Source organism: Stieleria sp. JC731 (genome assembly GCF_020966635.1).
Taxonomy (GTDB): domain Bacteria; phylum Planctomycetota; class Planctomycetia; order Pirellulales; family Pirellulaceae; genus Stieleria.
The window spans coordinates 100,053-119,828 of sequence record NZ_JAJKFQ010000029.1 but is presented as its reverse complement, the minus strand read 5'-3'; the positions used below and the strand labels follow the sequence as shown (position 1 = coordinate 119,828).

At 53.9% G+C, this 19,776-nt stretch carries 14 protein-coding genes; 6 read left to right on the top strand and 8 right to left on the bottom strand.

The genetic code is table 11. The features are described 5' to 3' along the window. Positions 1-18: 18 nt before the first annotated feature. The 4 genes from LOC67_RS25260 to LOC67_RS25245 all read right to left on the bottom strand — a co-directional run bounded on the left by LOC67_RS25260 (position 19) and on the right by LOC67_RS25245 (position 2,338). Positions 19-288 carry a BMC domain-containing protein gene (locus tag LOC67_RS25260; protein ID WP_230265629.1) on the bottom strand — a complete coding sequence of 90 codons (270 nt, stop codon included), beginning with the start codon at positions 286-288 and terminating at the stop codon, positions 19-21. An 89-nt stretch (positions 289-377) separates the two neighbouring features. After that, entirely contained in the window at positions 378-677 is a 300-nt protein-coding gene (locus tag LOC67_RS25255; protein WP_230265628.1) for a BMC domain-containing protein, read from the bottom strand. A 153-nt stretch (positions 678-830) separates the two neighbouring features. After that, on the bottom strand, positions 831-1,538 hold the full coding sequence (gene pduL, locus LOC67_RS25250; RefSeq protein ID WP_230265627.1) for a phosphate propanoyltransferase: 708 nt from the start codon (positions 1,536-1,538) through the stop codon (positions 831-833). Between the two features lie 26 nt (positions 1,539-1,564). Continuing rightward, the gene (locus tag LOC67_RS25245; RefSeq protein ID WP_230265626.1) at positions 1,565-2,338 is read right to left on the bottom strand and encodes a DeoR/GlpR family DNA-binding transcription regulator; all 774 of its coding nucleotides are present in this window, start codon (positions 2,336-2,338) and stop codon (positions 1,565-1,567) included. Between the two features lie 636 nt (positions 2,339-2,974). Here LOC67_RS25245 and LOC67_RS25240 point away from each other — a divergent pair. The 4 genes from LOC67_RS25240 to treZ all read left to right on the top strand — a co-directional run bounded on the left by LOC67_RS25240 (position 2,975) and on the right by treZ (position 8,581). After that, positions 2,975-3,787, top strand: coding sequence for an SDR family NAD(P)-dependent oxidoreductase (locus LOC67_RS25240; RefSeq protein WP_230265625.1), 813 nt, complete (start codon positions 2,975-2,977; stop codon positions 3,785-3,787). Positions 3,788-4,042: 255 nt separating this feature from the next. Beyond that, the gene (locus LOC67_RS25235; protein ID WP_230265624.1) at positions 4,043-5,524 is read left to right on the top strand and encodes a BNR-4 repeat-containing protein; all 1,482 of its coding nucleotides are present in this window, start codon (positions 4,043-4,045) and stop codon (positions 5,522-5,524) included. A 134-nt stretch (positions 5,525-5,658) separates the two neighbouring features. Continuing rightward, a complete protein-coding gene (locus LOC67_RS25230; RefSeq protein WP_230265623.1) occupies positions 5,659-6,726 on the top strand; it encodes a hypothetical protein in 1,068 nt (355 codons plus the stop codon). Between the two features lie 73 nt (positions 6,727-6,799). Beyond that, positions 6,800-8,581 carry a malto-oligosyltrehalose trehalohydrolase gene (gene treZ / locus LOC67_RS25225; protein WP_230265622.1) on the top strand — a complete coding sequence of 594 codons (1,782 nt, stop codon included), beginning with the start codon at positions 6,800-6,802 and terminating at the stop codon, positions 8,579-8,581. 720 nt (positions 8,582-9,301) lie between these two features. Here treZ and LOC67_RS25220 read toward each other — a convergent pair. From LOC67_RS25220 to LOC67_RS25210, 3 genes are all read right to left on the bottom strand, one after another. Next, positions 9,302-9,835, bottom strand: a complete 534-nt coding sequence (locus LOC67_RS25220) for an REP-associated tyrosine transposase (protein ID WP_230265621.1) — start codon at positions 9,833-9,835, stop codon at positions 9,302-9,304. 305 nt (positions 9,836-10,140) lie between these two features. Beyond that, the gene (locus LOC67_RS25215; protein WP_230265620.1) at positions 10,141-11,334 is read right to left on the bottom strand and encodes a hypothetical protein; all 1,194 of its coding nucleotides are present in this window, start codon (positions 11,332-11,334) and stop codon (positions 10,141-10,143) included. A 36-nt stretch (positions 11,335-11,370) separates the two neighbouring features. After that, positions 11,371-11,766 carry an SseB family protein gene (locus LOC67_RS25210; RefSeq protein WP_230265619.1) on the bottom strand — a complete coding sequence of 132 codons (396 nt, stop codon included), beginning with the start codon at positions 11,764-11,766 and terminating at the stop codon, positions 11,371-11,373. A 485-nt stretch (positions 11,767-12,251) separates the two neighbouring features. Between LOC67_RS25210 and LOC67_RS25205 the strand changes: the two genes are divergently transcribed. Then, positions 12,252-16,961, top strand: coding sequence for a PVC-type heme-binding CxxCH protein (locus LOC67_RS25205; protein ID WP_230265618.1), 4,710 nt, complete (start codon positions 12,252-12,254; stop codon positions 16,959-16,961). 390 nt (positions 16,962-17,351) lie between these two features. Next, on the top strand, positions 17,352-17,552 hold the full coding sequence (locus LOC67_RS25200; protein ID WP_230265617.1) for a hypothetical protein: 201 nt from the start codon (positions 17,352-17,354) through the stop codon (positions 17,550-17,552). Positions 17,553-17,654: 102 nt separating this feature from the next. Here LOC67_RS25200 and LOC67_RS25195 read toward each other — a convergent pair whose 3' ends face one another. After that, positions 17,655-19,730: a multiheme c-type cytochrome gene (locus tag LOC67_RS25195; RefSeq protein WP_230265616.1), complete on the bottom strand. Its 2,076-nt coding sequence runs from the start codon at positions 19,728-19,730 to the stop codon at positions 17,655-17,657. Between the last annotated feature and the right edge of the window lie 46 nt (positions 19,731-19,776).

The window sequence follows — 19,776 nt, the reverse complement described above, 5'->3', positions numbered from 1 at the left end:
TGCCTTCGATAGCACTTCCTAGGACAAAAAAGCCTTTGCGATTCCTTCGGCAGGACGTGGGATCACGTGGCTGCTGAGCAGTTCGCCGGCTTGGGTGGCTGCATTGGCACCGGCTTCGACAGCCGCGCGAACGCTTCCGACGTCACCGCTGACAACGGTGGTGACCAAGCCACCGCCGATGTCGACCCGTTTGACGATTTGTACGTTGGCGGCTTTAGCCATCGCGTCGGTCGCTTCGATCAGAGCCAACAAGCCTTTGGTTTCAATCAATCCGATTGCGTCGTTCATGTTATTCGTAGTTGTTGATTATTGATGTTCGGTTGGGAAACGTTCGTCGCGCCGCGCGGGGCAACGAATCGATGTCGCGAGTCTGCGGACTACTTCTTGGCAGTCGGCATCGCAGTCTTGAGAACCTTCACCAAGTCTTCGTGTGGACGTGGGATGACCTGAACGCTGACGACTTCGCCGATGCGTCCAGCTGCTGCCGCACCGGCATCGGTCGCCGCTTTGACAGCCGCAACGTCACCGCTGACAAAGACGCTGACCAGACCGCTGCCGACCTTGTCCCAGCCAAGGTATTCGACGTTTGCCGCTTTCATCATCGCGTCGGCGGCTTCGACCAAGGAGACGAATCCCTTGGTTTCGATCATGCCGAGTGCTTCGTTCAATTTCGCCATGAGTAAATCTGCCTATAAAAGGGGGAGAGAGTTAACGGGATCGTTGGCTCGTTGGCCGAGCCGAAAGATGTATTGGAGACTCGCCTTTGCAAATCACACGCAGTGATGGCAGGGGCGAGAGGTGACCGGTGGCTGGATATGCAGCGAAGTCGACTAGTGTTTGTCTTCGCAGCTGCAGCCGCTCTTGGTCAGTTCGACTTTCGAGGCGCCGTCCAGGTGGCACGCGTTGCCTTCGTCGGTATCGATGTGGACTTCCAGTTTCGCCGCTTTGTCGGCGCGAACGAGGACGTCTTCGAAAACCGTGGTGCATTCATGACTGGTGATTTTCAGTCGCATCATGTCACCATTTTCGACGCCAAAGTGTGCGGCGTCAGAGAAGTTCATGTGGACGTGTCGAGCGGCGCGGATCACGCCTTGGGTTAGTTGGACGCTGCCGGACGGGCCGACCAAGACACAGCCTGGTGTTCCGTCGATATGTCCGCTGTGACGAACCGGTGCGTCGATGCCAAGCGAGATCGAATCGGTGAATGCCAATTCAACTTGGCTGGCACCGCGAGTCGGGCCGAGCACACGAACGTTGGGAAGCATTCGGCGTCTGGGGCCGACGACCATCACGGTTTGCTTCGCGGCATAGAAGCCGTCTTGGTACAGGTCTTTTTCAGGTTCCAGTTTGGCACCTTGGCCGAACAGGATTTCGACGTGCTCGTCGGTCAGGTGCACGTGGCGTGCTGAGATGCTGACGCGGAGGTTCGGTTTGCCATCGACCCATCCGGGCGGATTATTGCCGCCGAGTCCGCCGGTGCGAATCGCTTGCCGGACCAGAGCTTCGATGTGAGCTCGATCGAATTCAATCGCGTTCATTAAGCCAATAAATGGGGAAGGAGGTTTTATTCGGGGCAGTCGTCTGTGATGACTTCGAATTCGTCTTGGTGTGCGTCGCGGTCTGCCAACACTAGGTCCACGCCAGCTTCTTCGATCCGGTTTTTCCACGCCGATGACAAACCGGTATCGCTGATGATCCCGTGCACGTCTCCTAAACCGCACAAATGGGACAAGCTGACTTTGCCAAACTTGGTGCTGTCGGCAACGACGTAGACGCGATCGGCCGCAGCCAGCATCGCTTTTTCGCTTTCAACCAACATCATGTTGTTGTTGAAGAAGCCACGTTCATTGATTCCGGCAACTGACAAGAACGCCAAGCGAACATTGATTTGCCGAAGCATCGCGTCAGCCATCGGTCCGATTGCCACCGCCATTCGGCCGCGGACACAGCCTCCGATCGTGACCAAGTCGATCGAATCGCTGCTGGAAAGCAGGTGGGCAACTGGCAAGCTGTTGGTGACAACCTGTAATTGGCGCCCGACCAATCGCCTGGCCAGTTCGTAAGTCGTGCTTCCGCCGTCAAGAAGAATCGTGTCGTTCTCTTCGACAAGCTCGGCGGCGACCGATCCGATTGCGGCTTTGACGGCCCAGGTGGAATCGGTCCGGCCTTCAAAAGCACGGATCGTTGAACTCTCGCCCGTCCAGAACACGCCGCCGTGTGTGCGTTGCACATCGCCGGATTGTTCCAGTAATTCCAAATCGCGACGCACCGTTGATTCGCTAACTGAAACCGATTCGGCAAGTTCGCCCAAGGAGGAGAACCCGGTTTGCCGAATCAACAAGCGTAACCGTTCACGTCGACCATCACTGGAAGTGCGTGTTTCTGGAGCTATTCGCGTCGATCCGTTCGCAGTTCGAACCACAAATCTTTCCTAAGTTACGTAGTTAACGACTTGATGACAGTTTCCTTCCACCGTTGATAGAATTCAAGCAGGTTTGGTGGAAGATTGCAAGAATTTGAAAGGTTTCTTGCGTTCTATGCGCGTTTTAGGTCATAATCTCACCGAATTGGGTCAGCCATTCGCCAGGGTGTCGGTCGATCAATCGGTCACCGAGCCTAAAAAAGCTACCTGTTGACCCGGGACGGCCGGTTGGATTTGCAGGCACGACACAGATCGCGAACGCGAGACAAAAGCATTTCTCAGCGTTTGCGCAGTCGTTCATCCGCGTTTCGGGCTGGCTTTGGATGCGTTGGCATCAAAGTGGTGAAGCTGCGTTTGCAATGCATGCCATGTGATGCATTGCAAAACGGTTTGGCCTGTGTCGGAAGCTAATTCTGATCGTCAAACCATTTGCGTTCTTTGCCAACAACGGTCCAAGAGGTTCCCTAGCGACTTGCCTGCGGATACTCTTCATGGCCTATCGTATTTATTCGACTGACGTTACTTGGAAGAAGATTTAAACAGAGAGACACCATGGGTGAGCTAGCTGGAAAGCGTGCGATCGTCAGCGGCGCGTCACGAGGGATCGGACGTGGCATCGCACTTGAATTAGCCCGAGCCGGGGCTTCCGTTGCTGTGAATTATCGGTCCAATCCAGAAGAGGCCGATGAAGTTGTTGCCGAGTGCAAGGCAATGGGTGTCGAGGCATTCAAGGTCCAAGCCGACTTGGCCGAACAGGCTGCTGCCGAAGCGATGATCGATGAATCAGTCGAGAAGCTTGGCGGAGTCGACATCGTCGTGAGCAATGCCGCATACAGCGACCGGCACATGATGCTTGAGTCTGACATGGACGAATTCCGCAAGACGATTGATGTCAGCATGTGGGGCGCGTTCTATGTCGTTCGCTCTGGCGCAAAGCATCTTGTTCGTGGCGGCAACGGCGGCAACATCGTCGTCATCAGCAGCCCTCATGCACATTTGGCGATGCCTGGCGCGATGGCCTACAACATGGCCAAAGCGGCAAACGATCAGATGGCACGCACCGCGGCAATCGAATTGGCTCAGCACCGCATTCGCTGCAACATCATTCACCCCGGCTGGATTGATACGCCCGGCGAACGCAAATTTTTCTCTGAAGAAACATTGCAGCGTGAAGGCGAAAAGTTGCCCTGGAAGCGACTTGGCCAACCCACCGAAATCGGACGCGGCGTTGTTTTCTTGTGCCAACCTGCCAGCGAATACATCACCGGCAGCACGCTCACGATCGACGGCGGAATTCAGCTGCCTTGGCGTGACATGTTCCGTATCGAAGAAACCGCTGAGACGGCTCAGCCAATTGATGGCTGATACGAGTTTCAGCCTTAGCGAATCAATCAAGATCCCGGTTGCTTTTCGGAAGCCACCGGGATTTTTTGTTGAATCCCATCAGCGGACGTGCTCAATGGCAAGCTTGCGTTAGCGGTGTTTACTATCCTGCATTGATCTTAGAGTTCAAGCGATTGTGTTTGGTTGCCATGAGGCGAGGGGCTGTCGATGGCGATCAAAAGCGCTGGTCACAGATCACGATCGCAAACGCGACAACTGGGCGAATCAATAGGCTGGATGATGCGATCAACGATGCGGTTATGTTTTTCCTTGGTGCTGTTGCTTTCGGTGCTTCTCGAGTCGCGTTCGGATGCGCAAGAAGCTGTTTGGCGTGCTGATGGCTACAAAGGCATCTGGTTTACGCTCGGTCAGTACTATGGCAAGGGGACCGATGGCGAAACCTATTCAAAACGTCTCCGCAATCCGACGTTTCCCTATGGCGACAAATACTCCGGCGGCCTGGGGACTTATACGGCCAAGCATGTCCCGTTGGCGATCTATAGCAAAGAAGCCGACAAGACATTTTTCGTTTACGGTGGCACAACCGGTCCAAAAGATCGGTATCTGCTGTGCATGATTTCGTACTTTGATCACCAAACTGGTGAAGTCCCCAAGCCTGTCGTCGTGCACGACAAACAAGGCGTCGATGATCCACACGACAACCCAAGCCTGGCGATCGATGACGAGGGTTACGTATGGGTTTTTGTTAGTGGTCGCGCGAGGGCGCGTCCGGGATTTAAGTATCGCAGCAAGAAGCCCTACAGTATTGATGGCTTCGACCTTATCTCGAAAGAAGAACTGACTTATCCACAGCCACACTTCCAGCCCGGCAAAGGATTTTTGCACCTGTTCACAAAGTACACGGGCGTGCGTGAGCTTTACTGGGAGACCAGCGAAGACGGTGTGGTATGGACCGATGACAAACAGCTTGCAGGGATTCGCCAACCCGGTGATTCACGTGGTGGTCACTACCAAACAAGCGCCCGCAATGGTGAAACGGTTGGGACATTTTTCAATCGGCACCCCAACGGAGTGGTCGATCAGCGGACGGACGTGTACTACGCGCAAACCAAGGACATGGGCAAGACTTGGACTGCAGCTGATGGGACCGTATTAACAACACCGCTTCGCGAGGTTGAAAACCCCGCTTTGGTAATCGACTATGCGTGGCGAAAGCAGAATGTTTATCTGAAAGACATGAGCTTTGACAAAGACGGAAATCCGGTCTTGTTGTATGTGACCAGCGGCGGTCACGAGCCTGGACCGCCTAACGATCCAAGGCAGTTTCGGCTGGTTCGATTTGACGGTCAGCAGTGGCACGATCGTGTGATCTGTAAAACGGATCACAACTACGACATGGGTAGTCTGTATCTCAGCGATTCGGTTTGGACAGTGTGGGTGCCAGCCGCGACCGGGCCGCAGCCTTATCATGGCGGTGGCGAAGTTGTGATGTGGCAAAGTCATGACCAAGGACAATCATGGGCACAAGTTCGCCAGGTCACCGCAGGTAGCTTGCGGAATCACAACTATGTTCGCAGACCGGTCAATGCCAAGGATCCGTTCTATGCATTTTGGGGCGATGGCGATCCAACCAAGCTGAGTGAAAGTCACCTCTATTTCGCAGATTCCAGCGGCGAAAAAATTTGGGAGCTTCCTTACGAGATGGACACCGAATCGGCGAAGCCCAAGCGTTTCAACGCCACCGCGAAAAGCGAGTAGCTGTTCCGGAAAGCCACTGCCAGAAAGCCACTGAAATCTCCGCAGTTCTCGCGAAACAGTTGATGCCTCCGCTACGATGATCTAGTAGCGGGCGATTCTCGATCGGCATTCACTTTTCATCTGAGCAGCCAAAAATGCGTCATTTCAGTTTTCTGATCGCGATCGCTGGTTTCTTGTTGCCAGCGACTTTGGTTTCCTCGCAGGACTACGCGCTGGTTGAGCCATCCGGTGTGGTCACGTCGGATGTGTATATCCGTGGAAATCGACTGGTCGCGGTCGAGCGAAACGGGAGCTCATATTATTTCAGGCGAGATCGATCGCTCGATTCGATCAACGGTCGCTACGTCGGATATTGGCTCGCGTCGATGAACCGAATCGTTCGTTTCCCGCGATCGGGATACGGTCCTATGCAGGTCGCTGACCTTGACGATGCCTTTCCGCAGTTTGTGTTTTCTCGGCGGCAGTTAAGACCTCACCGAGGTGGTGCCCCTGCGCGTCCGCTCTACGATCCCTATCATGCATTCTATGCACCAGGCTACTTTGGGCCGTGGGGGTATCCGTCTTATGGATACATCAACAGCGGGTTGTCATTGAACGTGTATCCGGGATCCGGCTTTGGCTTCCCTGGTTACCACCACCAGTCAACTGTCGTTCGTTCGACGGTTGTTCCGCGTGCTCCACTTCCGCCAGTAACATTGAATCTCGTCAATACCGCCCAACGCGAGGTGCGTGTGACGATCAGTGATCGCGGCAGTTCGAGTGCGGCGAAGCAAGTCCGAATTGCACCGGGGCAGCAGGTTCCCGTTGAGTTCCAGCGTGACGCAGGAGCAGACCGAGTTCAGGAGATCGAATCGTATGCGGCAGATGGTTCGATCGTCCATCGAACGGTATCGATCCCCATCCCGCCTTCACCTCGTTACGAACTTGTCGTCCATGAATGGCGTTTGCAATCGGTCGCGATCGATCGCACGGGGAAGAGCCCCAACCCGATCGAAGAGACCAACTTCCAAGGCCGTGGACTTGGACGTTTCCAATTGCCACCAGGCGATCAACTTAGTGCTGGAACGCTGGACGTCGTTCGCGCCGCGATGGCAGCAGACAATGCTGGGGCAGTCACGCCGCTGATTGACGATCAGAATTCGACTCCACTGCGTCCGGTCAGTCCCCTAGAACAAATGATCTTGCGCCAACAAAATCGTTGATACCTTCGATTCGCGATTCGCATCGCTTCGCAGATCGCTCCATTGATCAACGATTTCTAACCGGATAGGCAACATGAACGTCACGGACCGACCGATTACCCAGTTGCATCGCTTCTTGGGGGCACGACCCCATGGTGAATCGACAACCTTTCGCGTCTGGGCTCCAAAGGCTAAAGAGGTCGTCGTCGAAATCATTGATGGTCCCAGTGAACCGATGCAAGGAAACGCGGACGGATACTTTTCTGTCACGATCAAGGGCGTTGCTGCGGGGGCACGCTATTGCTACCGCATCGACGGAGGGCCTCGGCGACCAGATCCAGCATCAAGGTTTCAACCTGAAGGCGTTCATGGCCCGAGTGAAGTCATCGACTCATCTTTTGATTGGACGGATGCGAATTGGGCCGACGTCGATCGCGATGACTTGGTCATCTATGAAGCCCACACCGGCGCGCTGACTGCGGGAGGAACCTTTCAAGCTGCAATCGATCGATTGCCCGAATTGGTTGACCTTGGCGTGACGGCGATCGAGTGGATGCCGGTCGCTGCTTCGGCGGGGCGTTGGAATTGGGGTTATGACGGCGTCAGTTTTTTTGCCCCAGCGGATGCTTACGGAACACCGGATGATTTTCGCCGTTTCGTGGACGCGGCTCACACGGCAGGCTTGGCGGTTTTGCTAGATGTTGTCTACAACCATGTCGGACCCGAAGGCAACTATCTCAATGACTTTGGCCCGTACTTTTCATCCAAGCACCGAACCGTCTGGGGCGAAGCACCCAACTTTGATGATCCCAAGGTGGGTGATGAAGTGCGCCGATATTTCATTGCCAACGCGATCTATTGGTTGGAAGAGTTTCATCTCGATGGTCTGCGAGTCGATGCGATCCACTGCATGGCGGATGATCGTGATCCACACGTCGTGGCAGAAATGTCTGACGCGATTAAGCAGTGGTCTGACGAAACGGGAAGGTCAGCTTTATTGATTGCTGAATCGAACGTTTACGATCCTGAGATGTTGGTCAAACGCAGTTCCGGTGGTGTTGGGTTTGACGCGATGTGGTGCGATGATTTTCTCCATAGCACGTTTGCAATGTTGCGACCCGGAGAGCAGTTGACTCACCGTGAGTATCGGGCCATGGACGACCTGACGCAAACACTGAAGTATGGCTATGTGTTTGAAGGGACGTTGCGGAAGCAGCGTGGACGCAAGGAACTGGATTCACGCGTGGACACTCATGGTTTGGTGTACTCCATCCAAAACCATGACTTCATCGGAAACCATCCTCTCGGCGTTCGTCTACATCGTTTGGCTTCTCACGAAGCGCATCGTGCTGCTGCCGCACTGATGATCTTGTCACCGGCGATTCCGATGTTGTTCATGGGTGAGGAGTTCGCTTGTGAAGCACCGTTCTGCTTTTTCGTCGACTTTGGGGACGAGCATCTACGCCAAGCGGTTGTCGAAGGCAGGCGTCGTGAGTACCCGCAACACGACTGGGACGCGGGCGTCTTGCCAACCGACCCAGAAGCGTTTCTCAGTGCGAAAATTGGTGCCTCAAGCGAAGGGAACAGCGAAACGCTCACTTGGTATCGAAAGTTGATCCAACTGCGGAAGCAGTATCGTGCGAGTGGATTGCTGGCAGATAAAAATATCGAGGTCCAAATTGATGAAACGAATCGGTGTTTCGTCATTCGCTATGTCCAAGACGATCAGCAGCTTTCTTTGGCCGTTCGTCTATCGAGTGAAGCTGAAGGGCCGTCGGAGTTCAGATTTGATGTGGCCGGAGACGTTATTGCGAACAGTCTCGGCGGAGACTATGACGGCAAGTTGCAAGCGAACCACGCGATCGTTTTTGTGTAGCGTTGAAAGCTCCTTGTGAAAAGGCTCTGCCTGCAGTCTGGATCGCATCAGCCGTCGCTATCGCGAATCGGCTCAAGAAGCGCGATCTCATTGAGCCGCAACGGCGTTGGCCGCGGTTGACTGTATCGGCAGGCGGAGCCTGCTTTGCAGTGCGTCGCAAGGCAGGAGCCTTGCGACGAGTTGGCTTCGCATTCACCTTGTGACAAGGCTCCGCCTTGTCGCACGATGTTTTGCAGGCTCAGCCTGCAGTCTGGATCGCATCATCCGTCGCTATTGTGAATCGGCTCAGGAAGCATGATCTCATTGAGCCGCAACGGCGTTAGCCGCGGTTGAGTGTATCGGCAGGCGGGAGCCTGCTTTGCAGTGCGTCGCAAGGCGGGAGCCTTTGCGACGAGATAGCTTCGCATTCATCTTGTGACAAGGCTCCGCCTTGTCACACAATGTCTTGCAGGCTCTGCCTGCAGTCTGGAACGCGTCAACCGCCGCTATTGTGAATCGGCTCAGGAAGCATGAGCTCATTGAGCCGCAACGGCGTTAGCCGCGGTTGAGTTTATCGGCAGGCGGAGCCTGATTTGCAGTGCGTCGCAAGGCGGGAGCCTTGCGACGAGATAGCTTCGCATCCACCTTGTGACAAGGCTCTGCCTTGTCACACAATGTCTTGCAGGCTCTGCCTGCCAATCCGCTGCAATACTACAAACTTTTCTGCCAAACGAATCTTCGCTACCAATCGGTACAAACTTCAAGCAGGCCTGTTTTACGTGCGTAGCACCTCGCACTGGAGTATCGCCAATGAATTGGGTCCTCAACGTAGCCACGTCGCAACGGGTTATTGTGGATGTACTCGATCTTTTGCCGCATCACGGTTTCATCTTCGATCAGCTTAGGATGGCAGCCTTCCTGCCAAAACTGAAATTCTTGATCCTTCCGTTTTGCTTGCTTGAAGTACTTCAATTCACTCAGGAGTGTCGAGTACTTTTTTTGCATCATCAGATTGAGGATTGTTCGGGCCGTGTACGATTTAAATTCTTTGACTCGTTGAGCTAGTTTTGGGCCTGACGCGATCCAATGGAGATGGTTCTCCATCAAAACGAACGCGATAATCTTGATTTGACGCATCCGTTGTAGAAATCTCCAGCTGTCAAAGATGACCTCTGCGAACGAGGGATTACAGAACACGGGGAGCCAGGCGACACTGGTGCTTGTCATAAAATGGGGAAATCCATCTTCACCAAATCGGTAGCGGTCACGTCCCATGATTGAACTCTGTTGGGCAATGTGAAGTCCAAGGATTGCGGCAATCGATTTTAGCAGGCGGTAAGGGTTTGATGTCTTGTCGAATATTTTCGGTGTTGGCGGGCGGAGCCTGCGTTGCAGTGCGTCGCAAGGCGGGAGCCTTGCGACGAGTTGCCTTCACATCCACCTTGTGACAAGGCTCCGCCTTGTCGCACGATGTTTTGCAGGCTCAGCCTGCAGTCTGGAGTACATGAACCGTCGCTATCGCGAACCGGCACGGAACATTCAGCCTTCCGCTTCCTGCTCACAACCGTGCCGCAATCCGGTTATCGATTCGATCGATACTGCGAATTGGAAGGAAGTTTCGTCGCGATCAATTGGATTGCTGTGTGCCAACTTTCGTCGTCCGAAAATTGAGTCCGAGCGATCAAGCCTCCAAAGATGTCAATGTCTGTTGGGTAGAGGACGATCACGGCATCGTTGATCTCATAGCGACGGTAGCTGTCCCAAGTTCCGCATCGCTGGCCGGTCGCTGTCATGGTTTCGAAACCGTCGTTGTCTAAGTAGCCTCGGGATTGCCAGTAGACTTCACCTTCGCTGTTGGACGCTTTACGACGTTCTTTCCAGATTCGCAAGAAGCCGAATAGCACGGCAACCGCGAGGTACAGCAAGCCCCAGCCTAGATATCCTCCCAGGCCGCTGTTCAGGATGGCAAGTGAGCCTAAGAATCCGAGGCCCATGACGGAAACAGATAACATTGTTCGACGGAAAAAAGACTTGGCAGCAGCGCTGAATGCGGTGCCAGACTCGTCGCCTTTATAAACCGGGCCCTCGTAATGGACGGCGTCGGCAGCGGGTTGGCGGATGAAATCCAAATTAGGCATTTCTTGCTGCGCGAGGTCGACAACAGAGTTCATACCCGGCGGACGTAACTGTTGCCAATGGTCGGCAATGTGTCGTGCATCCCGTTCGTTGGAAAAGAACTCGAACGGCAGAACATAAAAGAACGCGTAGGTCTTGGTGAACGTGAATGACCACTGGTCGTTTTTGCAGGACGATGCGACCAGATGTTCCAAAGGGTGGCGTTCGGTCGAGTGTTCCGATTGGATCGTGAACGATGATGAATCGATGTAACCCTTGATCGGTCCGACGGCCGATTGGCATTTGGCAAGAACTTCACGCAGTTGCCAGTGGTGAAAGAGGAGGTGAAAGATAAATCCGCTCAACAGGACAAACTGCGCCAGCAGAGAACGCAGAAAACCCGGATCGCTCAAGCTGTTCGCGCGGAACAGGCTCAGCAGCGTCACCAGCGTGCTCATCGCTGCGATGAAAACGACGATGCGAAACAACCGGCGTGTGTCTTTTCGAAGGCCGCTGCTGATGATCGCGTCTTGGTAATCTCGTAGCGTTAGAACGCCTTCGAATTCGAGGCGTTCGACGATGTAGTCGCCCGGTGATGGTTGTGAATCGCTGTCGCCGTCGGCGATGGGAGCCGCGTACGGATTAACTGGCTCGTTCACTAGGGTGACTTAAATGCGGCGTCGATAGGTGAAGCGTTACACCTGGGCTTTCTGAACCAACTCCAATAGATCGAGGTCGACGACCAGTGGCGAGTCGGTATCGGGGTTCAGGTACAACCCATGATCTGGCGGCATGTATTCTAGCAGGGTTTCACCGCCCAGGATGTAACCGCCAATTTCGTCTTCGTCCTCGTATTGCTCTTTGCGAAGTTCGATAAAGTTTCGCGCCGCATCGTCGCTTGTGAAGGCGACCAGCAGGTCCATGCCATTGAGTTCGGTGCTAAAGACGTTCGCCGCACCATCATCATCGTCGTCATCGTCGTCGGTCACTGCCAAGAGAACGAATTCGGCTTGTCCCATCATCTGACGCATCAAAATCGCGTCGCGATCTTCAACAGCTCCGGCGAATTGCGTATCGAAAGATTCGGACATGGGAGCCCTCGGTCGGTTATTAGAGAAATCGAATGAGTCATGGTTGGCATCGCAGTGCTGACCGATGGGTAGTTTACCGCAAGTTGAGTGTCCAGATGTGAAGGCCCCCCGGCAGAATCTTCAGCAACCTGCGAAATCGATTGAGAGCGCGCAAAACTGTTGTCGCTTGGGGGAAATCGTGTAGCCTATGGGTTGTCCACCGTGACTGGATCCGCCCTTGCGGCGCTCGGATGTCGAAAGCGAAGCGTTCAAGTTCGATGACGGCACTTGTGATGCCGACGCATTGGTCGAGTTTGCTTGGCGTTATTCCCGTCGTCTTTGGCAAGTGAATGCTTTCGCAGTAATCCAGCTCGATCGAACTCCATTGAGTGAATCGATTTGAATTCGTCGGTGATTAGAACGCCGACGCGATAAAACGCGGCATCTGCAACTCGCTGTGCCGTCCCTTCCTAGACCTTCCTTCCTCAAAACCGCTCCAGTTTAGAATGACCTTCATTGGCCGCATTCCATTGGGCAGGCTATCGATCTGCTCTCTCGTCTTTTCGATGGGAGCCGCATTCGGCTCCGCACCAACGATGGCGTCTGACGGTTGGAAGACGCAGCGAATCCACGATCGCTTTTATGCCGAAGGCGCATCACAAGGCGATATCGACGGGGATGGTGTCGCTGATATCGTCGCCGGGCCTCTTTGGTTTCGAGGTCCAGATTTCAGCGAACATTTTGAGATCGCGCCGCCTCGTGAATTTCCAGTCGTTGCTTATAGCGACCAGTTTTTTAGTCACGTCGCGGACGTGAACAACGACGGTGCGAACGATGTACTGGTGGTTGGGTTTCCTGGGCAGGCAGCACGTCTGTATTTGAATCCAGGGAACGCGGCGTCAGCAGAGCACTGGGAGATGAAGGAAATCACCGCTGGCGTTGACAATGAATCACCCGCATTCGCCGACATCGTGCCAGGCGGTTTGCCGGAAATCATCTGTGGCAACGCGGGCAGCTATGGATTTTTCGCAGCCGGCGAAGATGCAACCAAGCCTTGGCAGTTTTATGCGGCGACACGCCCGGGGGCTTGTGGTGGTCGGTTCGCACACGGTTTGGGCGTCGGCGATGTTGATGGCGATGGTCACCTGGATCTCTTGGACAAGACCTATTGGTGGAAGAATCCTGGCGTCCGCGCTGACTCGTTGACTAGCGACCAAGGCAATGCAGGTCGTGGGCTATGGGAGAAACAGATCTGGAATCAAGAAAACGTCGGTGGCGGCGGAGCACAGATTTGCGTTGTTGATGTTGATGCCGACGGTGATTCGGACATTGTGACTTCGTTGAACGCGCACGCTTGGGGGCTGGCTTGGTTCGAGCAAACTTCGGCGGGGACCTTTGTCCGTCACGATCTGATGGGACAGTCGTCAACGGAAAACGATTATGGCATCGCCTTTAGCCAGCTTCATGCGGTGGCGGTCGCTGATATTGATGGCGACGGTCGACAGGATATTGTCACTGGCAAACGCTTTATGGCGCACGCCGGCAAAGACGCCGGCGGATTGCAAGAACCGGTTTTGTTCTGGTTTCAGAATACATCTGCAGACAATGGGATCGATTTTGTCCCCCGAATGATCCACGGCGATTCGGGTGTCGGGACTGATGTCTTGGTTAGCGATCTCAATGGTGACAAGAAGCTGGACATCGTTTCGTGCAGTAAACGAGGACTGTCCGTTCATATTCAAACTGGCGAGGTGGTTGCCTATACGCCTGCCAAGTGGAAGGTCGAAGAAGGACGCGATCAGTCAAAGTACGCGGACGGGTACACACCAAAGGAAGCCGCCGAAAACATGATGGTCCCTGAAGGCTTTGACGTCGATCTAATCGCCGGTGAACCTGAATTGACTCAGCCGATTGCGATGTGTTTTGATGCCAAGGGTCGCATCTGGGTTGTCGAAGGACACACCTATCCGACAAAGGCTCCCGAAGGTCAGGGGAAAGACCGCGTCGTCGTGTTTTCCGATGAGGACGCCGATGGTTCGTTCGAGACGAAGAAAACGTTTATCGAGGGCATCAACTTAGCTAGCGGAATCGAAGTTGGCTTTGACGGTGTTTGGATCGGTGCCGCTCCCGAATTGCTTTTCATTCCCGACGCCGATCATGACGCGGTTCCTGATGCGGAGCCAAGGGTGCTGCTGGATGGCTTTGGGTACCACGATACCCATGAAACACTGAATAGCTTTACCTGGGGACCCGACGGATGGTTGTACGGTTGCCACGGCGTCTTCACACACAGCAAGGTCGGCAAGCCAGGAACTCCCGATGATCAACGGATCCCGATCAACGCTGGCGTTTGGCGATATCATCCGACTCGACATCAATTTGAAGTTTTCGCTCACGGGACCAGTAACCCTTGGGGTGTTGATTTCAACGACGAAGGTGACTGGTTTGTTACCGCCTGTGTGATTCCGCACCTGTACCACATCATCCAAGGTGCACGTTATCAACGTCAGGCCGGGAACCATTTCAATTCCTATACCTACGACGACATCAAAACGATCGCCGATCACGCCCACTACACGGGCAATATTGCCAGCCACGCGTTCTGGGGCGACAACAAAACGACGAAACCTTCCGCACCGATTGGGACGTCATTGCTAGGCGGTGGCCATGCCCATTGTGGACTGGCAATTTACAACGGAGGTGTCTTTCCCTCGCAATACGAAGGCAAGCTGCTGTTTCATAACCTGCACGGCCACCGTGTCGTTCAAGAGGCGGTTGATCGAAACGGGTCGGGGTACATCGGTCGACACCGACCGGACTTCGCGCTTGCAAGGGATCACTTGGAGATCGGCGTCGGAGTCATGGTCGGTCCTGATGGAGCGATCTATACATCGGACTGGCACGATGTTCAAACTTGTCACAATCGAACGGATGAAGTTTGGGATCGAACCGACGGTCGGTTGTTCCGAATCCGATATGGTCAATTGAATCCAGTCAAAATCGACTTGTGGAATGAGTCCGATGAAGTACTCGTTGCAAACCTATCAAACGACAATGGTTTCATCGCTCGGCAGGCTGCTCGCATCATTCAAGAGCGAGCCGCCGCTGGGTCAAGCAACGTCGATCATGTTGGCAGCCTGCTAACCGAAGCTTTCGCTAAATCGGCAAGCCGCCGAGACCGACTGCGTGCCCTATGGGCGATGCACGGCGCAGGGACGCTCAGCGGAGCGGCCTTGCAAAAAATGATGGCACACGAAGACGAATATGTTCGTGGCTGGGCGATTCACTTTGTCGGTGAGTCCTATCAAACAAAAGGCGTTGCCAGTCACGGAAGCCTTTCGCTAACCGGCGACATCCTGAATGATTCAAGTGCGGTTGTTCGTCGGTACTTGGCGAGTGTTTTGGAACGCATGCCTAACGATCGTCGCTGGGAGATTGTTGAACATCTGGCGAAATCCGCGATCGATTCACATGACCACAATTTGCCATTGATGGTTTGGTACGGGTTAGAGCCTTTGGTGGATGAAAATCCAGAACGAGCTTTGGCGATCGCCAATTCGAGCCCGCTGCCGAATGTTGGGCGGTTTGCAATTCGCAGAACCGCTACGACACCAGAAGGCCGTGCTGCCTTGGTCGCTCGTCTGACGACAGGAAAAAATCAACGCGATCAGCTGACCATCCTCGAAGAACTGAACGCTGCTGCTGAAAGTCGTGCTGGGCTGAAAATGCCCCAGCAGTGGCCAAACGCCTACAAACGTTTGGCCGAAGTCGATCAGCCGCGAGTGCGTGAATTGGCGATGTCATTCGCAATGCGGGTTGGCGATTCCAGTGTGTTCCCGCAGTTTCGCAACGTCCTTGCCGATCGAAATTCCCAACCGGCAAAACGTCTGGAAGCCTTGGCTGCGCTGCGAACCGGACGTGACAAGGATTTGCCATCGATCCTGCTAACGTTGCTGGACGATTCCGTTGTCAGTGATAAAGCGGTCGCGGCATTGGCTGATTTCGATTCAGCCGAAATCCCTGCACGGTTGCTTGAGGCATTGCCAACTCTGTCTGAGAATGCCAAGACGGCCGCGTATAGCACCTTGGTCTCCCGTCCCAAGTCTGCTGAACAATTTGTGTCCGCGATGGAATCCGGGAAGGTCGAACCGGCAACCATTCCGGCGTTCATCATCCGTCAAGCAATCTCGCTCGGAAACGACAAGCTGAACTCACGCCTTGAGAAGGCTTGGGGAAAGATCGCCCAGTCGAGCGAAGAGATGGAAGCAGAATACGTCAAGTATCGCAACATCTTGAAGCCCAACGCGTTGGCAAACGCCAGTGCTTCACGTGGGCGTATTCTGTACGAAGCGAACTGCGGAAAATGTCACAAGCTGTTTGGAGTCGGTGGCGACATCGGTCCAGACATCACTGGAGCCAACCGCAGCAAATTGGACTACCTGCTGGAAAATATCTTGGAACCCAATTCGCTGATCGGAAAAGCCTATCAGGTGCAGAACTTCCTACTTGCCGATGGACGAGTTGTCAGCGGTATCGTGAAGAGCGAGAACGACGATGCGGTGACCGTTCAAACCGCCACCGAGGTTGTCGTGATCGCCCAAGACGATATCGAACAGGACAAGCTTTCCAACGTGTCGTTGATGCCATCGGGCCAATTGCAGCCGATGAGTCCCGGTCAGGTTCGCGACTTGTTCAAATACCTGATGTCACCAAGCCAGGTCGGTTTGCCAGGAATGATGGATGCATCTTCTCGCGTGATCGGCCCTGCCGGTAGCAGCGTTGTCGAAGCCGAGATGTTGGCCGATGTTGACGTTAGCGCCGGTTCCGCCCGGCCCCAAGGGATGCATGGGTTCGGAAAAGATTGGTCGGGCAATGAGCAACTGTGGTGGACGGGGGCGAAGACTGGTGCCAAATTGGCGACCGTGTTGCCGTTCCAAGACGAAGGAACCTATGACGTTTCGTTGCGGCTGACAAAAGCGAAAGACTACGCCCAGGTCAAAGTCTCGGTGATCGATTCCAGCGGTGAACGTTTTGACCAGGACATCGACCTCTACGCGACATCGGTCAGCTTGTCTGATCCGATCGTTCTCGAAGGTGTCAAACTCGATGGAAAAAAGCCATTGCGTTTGGAAATCGCGATCACAGGAGCGAATCAAAAGGCCGTTCAGGCGTATATGTGTGGAATTGACTACATCATGATTTCGCCTAAACACTGATCAGCGCTCCACTACCTTCGAAGGGCTGCCAATGCGACGTCGGCTTCTGCGATGAAGCCGACGGGCGAAACAGATGTCAGCGAAGAAAGCTCGATTGCGTGATTCTCCCAGTTCGCATGTCCTGCGATTTGCAAGTTCAAACAGCAATCAGTCCCCCTGTTAGGGATGCGCTAATCGGGGGCGGTGAATTGAAGAACTTTCAATGCGAACTTTTCCGGTGGATTCGACTGCTCGCCTACGCGTGTTAAGATGGAAAGGCCGAAGGATGGATTCATCCTTCGGCGTGTTCTTTTACTTATTCGTCGCGGTAATCGAGAAGGAGCCGTTTCGTTCGAAATCATTTCAAAACCGCGACGGGACATTTCCTCCATTTTGTAGGGGATCAATTCTGTGATTGCAGAAAAAACTGTCCAATCGACTCCTTCGCCGGCCCAACGGATCGGTGATGCGGAGTTACCAGCGGTGAAGGAAGAAAGCCAAGTTGACGAAGCAGTCATGCTCGAAAACTTGGCGGCCGAAATTCGCCAAGACGCTACAGATCAAGCTTTGTTTTATTTGATCCGTAGCAACACTGGGTATGACGGCGAGTAAGCCAACCCAGAACCAAAAACGTGAAACCGCAATCGAAGGCTAACTTTGGTTGCGGTTTTTTCGTTTCGTATTCAAGTCGCAGTAACTCTATTTGCAGCGACACTATTCGCTGAGCGTGATCGGCGTGTTGTCACGTTGATCGATCAGGCTTCTCAGTTGATCAACTGCGATACCTTCGTTGCCGAGTATCAGCAATTCGGGGCGATTGATCTGCTTGGATTCGTCCTTCGCAAGCCATCCGCTTAGCAACTTTAACGCCTGCCTCTGACGCTGTTCAGATGTGCTTGATGTGACCAGATCGAACTCAAAGCTTTCGCCTCCAGGCAAGGACCTGATTGATCGTCGGGCGATTAAACGGATCGCCTCGTAGTCATCGTCCAGTAATGCAGTCAGCAACGGAAGTTGCCAGTTGTTTCCGGAGGTGGATTGAGCCACATCCCAGCCCATGTGCCACGCGGTGATCGCGCGCTGCGCGGCATCGGAACGTGTCAGCCAAATGACCGACGCGGCGACCGTTTGTTCCGTCTTATCAAGAACTGGCGGCTCGGTTTGGTACCAGTCTTCGAGATGCTTGGCAGACCAAGCCAGCGTCTGATCCAGGTGACAAAGGTTGCAAGCGTTGGTGCGTTTCGCATCTCGGTCGGCGCCGACGTTGGGACTGCTGATCTGATGACTGCGAATGGCTTTTAGGAGGCCGTAGGTCGTGTGTGGCATATGGCAGTTGTAGCAACTGGACCCAGATGATTCTGCCGCATGATGGGTGTGTGACGAACCATATTTCTCCGGAGAATGACACTGCGTGCACGCATGGTCTTCGGTCGCATGCTGACTGAGTTGATCGTTGGCCCATTCCTTAATTGGCCGGTCGTCCGAATTGTCCTGGTGTAGATCATGACATGACAAACAGGTCATTTCGCCCTTGATATAACACGGTGAACGAATGAGCCCGTTGTATTCACGGCCGCTAACTCGGATCATCCCGTCGGGGTAGTACGTTTCGTTCAGTAGGGTTTCGAGGTCGGGGTAATTGAGCGTCTTTCGCGTGTTTTCGAATTCCGGCGAACTACGCAACCAAACGCTATGGGTTTCAAGCAGATCCTTTCCGGGACGGTATTGGTGCCCTTTTTCTTGGAAATCGGCATCCGTGGATTTTGGATCGATGACCGAATGGCATTGGCCACAAACTTGGGCGGACCGAACCTTTGACAAGTTTGCGGGGTTGATGATCGGATCCTGTTCTTCAGGGTCGCGAGCTTGCAAAGAATCAGAGTTTTGCGATTTCGATCGACTGCGAAAGTCGAGATGTTCTTGTCCGGGACCGTGGCATGCTTCACAGGAGATCCCGAATTCCCCGACGTGTGTGTCCCAATCACCCGATGAAAGTCGTCGGCTTTTGGGCTGCGTCGAGTGGCAACCGCTACATGTCTCATTCCACCGTCCCATCTCAAACGACGCCGATAAGCCCGGCGGGACCAAGAACGCAGATTGCCTTGGAATCCATTCGCCAGTTTCATTCAAGTGAACCAAAGGGAACATGCCAAGCAAACGGCGGTTCCCTGTTGCAAACCAATAGACCTGCATGTGGTGTGAACCGGTGGTCATCACGACGGGTGCGGAAACAGGCTTGGTCGGATCGTCTGGGTTGACGGTGATGACCGAACAGACACCGTCCTGCATTGTCATCCGGTAGTTTTGTCCTTGGCACTGGACACTGACATCCGAAAAATCGCCAAGGACAATTTCTGGATCGGCCACCTGCGTCATCGTACTATGGTAGGACGCTTCCCAGGTGGCGTGGTTTTCCGCATGACATTCTTTACATGCATCCGAACCAACGTAGCCGTCATTGGGAACTTCGATGGGGCGAAAAGATTCAAGCGTGGTCAGCGTGACTTCGGTTTGCTTGCGATCCTTTTCTGAGGACGCGACTTGCTGATCCGATTGCTTTCCAGATTTCGTATCACCAGCTGATTTCGATTCGGTCGTCGGCTTTTGCCGTTCCGTCGATTCGGTTGTGACCGACACAGTTGTTCGTTTTTCGCTTGGCATGATCAGCGCCAATGCAAACAAAGCAAGAACTGTTGTGGATAGGAACACGACAACACTGCGGTAGCGAATGCCAATGTACAGGCAAATGATGATTGCCAAGCAGCTGAGAGCGATGAACCATAATTCCATATCGTACTCACTTACCTGTTGATATCTGATGAAACTCAGATTGACG

Excerpts from the sequence above, each read along its gene's own strand:
- LOC67_RS25260 (WP_230265629.1), bottom strand. The coding sequence starts at position 288 with ATGAACGACGCAATCGGATTGATTGAAACCAAAGGCTTGTTGGCTCTG.
- LOC67_RS25255 (WP_230265628.1), bottom strand. The coding sequence starts at position 677 with ATGGCGAAATTGAACGAAGCACTCGGCATGATCGAAACCAAGGGATTC.
- pduL (WP_230265627.1), bottom strand. The coding sequence starts at position 1,538 with ATGAACGCGATTGAATTCGATCGAGCTCACATCGAAGCTCTGGTCCGG.
- LOC67_RS25240 (WP_230265625.1), top strand. The coding sequence starts at position 2,975 with ATGGGTGAGCTAGCTGGAAAGCGTGCGATCGTCAGCGGCGCGTCACGA.
- LOC67_RS25235 (WP_230265624.1), top strand. The coding sequence starts at position 4,043 with ATGATGCGATCAACGATGCGGTTATGTTTTTCCTTGGTGCTGTTGCTT.
- LOC67_RS25230 (WP_230265623.1), top strand. The coding sequence starts at position 5,659 with ATGCGTCATTTCAGTTTTCTGATCGCGATCGCTGGTTTCTTGTTGCCA.
- treZ (WP_230265622.1), top strand. The coding sequence starts at position 6,800 with ATGAACGTCACGGACCGACCGATTACCCAGTTGCATCGCTTCTTGGGG.
- LOC67_RS25220 (WP_230265621.1), bottom strand. The coding sequence starts at position 9,835 with ATGGGACGTGACCGCTACCGATTTGGTGAAGATGGATTTCCCCATTTT.
- LOC67_RS25210 (WP_230265619.1), bottom strand. The coding sequence starts at position 11,766 with ATGTCCGAATCTTTCGATACGCAATTCGCCGGAGCTGTTGAAGATCGC.
- LOC67_RS25205 (WP_230265618.1), top strand. The coding sequence starts at position 12,252 with ATGACCTTCATTGGCCGCATTCCATTGGGCAGGCTATCGATCTGCTCT.
- LOC67_RS25195 (WP_230265616.1), bottom strand. The coding sequence starts at position 19,730 with ATGGAATTATGGTTCATCGCTCTCAGCTGCTTGGCAATCATCATTTGC.